Annotated in this window: 1 pseudogene; it reads right to left on the bottom strand. The window is 61.7% G+C overall.

The features are described 5' to 3' along the window. A pseudogene (locus B4A72_RS03300) lies at positions 1–1,179 on the bottom strand (preprotein translocase subunit SecA); the annotation flags it as partial.

Raw genomic sequence — 1,179 nt, 5'->3', positions numbered from 1 at the left:
CCGGCCATGTTGGTGGCGATGGTGACGGTGCCGGGCTTGCCGGCATCGGCGACGATCTGCGCCTCGGCCTCGTGCTGGCGGGCGTTCAGGACGTTGTGGGGGATGCCGTCCTTTTGCAGCAGCGCCGACAGCATCTCGGATTTCTCGATGCTTGTGGTGCCGACCAGCGTCGGCTGGCCCTTGTCATGGGCCTCCTTGATCGCCTCGATCACGGCGCCGTATTTCTCGGTCGCGCTGCGATAGACGCGATCATGTTCGTCGAGGCGCTGGATCGGCCGGTTGGTGGGCACCTCGACCACGCCCAGCTTGTAGATTTCGGCGAATTCGTCGGCCTCGGTGCTGGCGGTGCCGGTCATGCCGGCCAGCTTGTCATAAAGGCGGAAATAGTTCTGGAAGGTGACGCTGGCCAGGGTCACGTTCTCGGGCTGAATCTCGACGCCCTCCTTGGCCTCGATCGCCTGATGCAGCCCGTCCGACAGGCGGCGGCCCTTCATCATCCGGCCGGTGAATTCGTCGATCAGCATCACCTCGCCGTCGCGAACCATGTAATGCTGGTCCTTCAGAAACAGCTTGTGGGCGCGCAGGGCCTGGCTGGCATGGTGGACGATGGTGGTGGATTCGGGGTCATAGAGGGTCTGGCCCTCGGGCAGAACACCGTCTTCCGACAGTTTCTGTTCCAGCAATTCGTTGCCTTCCTCGGTGAAGGTCGCATTGCGGGTCTTTTCGTCCAGCTTGTAATGTTCCTCGGTCAGCAACGGGATGTATTTGTCCAGCACGCGATACAGTTCGCTTCGGTCCTGCGACGGCCCCGAGATGATCAGCGGTGTCCGCGCCTCGTCGATCAGGATCGAATCGACCTCGTCCACGATGGCGAAATTGTGACCGCGCTGGACCATTTCCGCGACCGAGCCCTTCATGTTGTCGCGCAGATAATCAAAGCCCAGTTCGTTGTTCGTCGCATAGGTGACGTCGGCGGCGTATGCGTCGCGCTTTTCGGGTTCGGGCTGGAAGGGATAGACGACACCGGTGGTCATGCCCAGATGGGCAAAGACCTTGCTCATCCATTCGGCATCGCGCTTGGCCAGGTAGTCGTTGACGGTGACGATATGGACGCCCTTGCCGGACAGCGCGTTCAGATAGGCGGGGAAGGTGGCAACCAGGGTCTTGCCCTCGCCGGTC

Origin of the sequence: Paracoccus sp. UBA5162, assembly GCF_002413585.1 — a bacterium.
In the GTDB taxonomy this organism is placed as follows: domain Bacteria; phylum Pseudomonadota; class Alphaproteobacteria; order Rhodobacterales; family Rhodobacteraceae; genus Paracoccus.
This window is presented reverse-complemented; position numbering and strand designations above follow the sequence as displayed.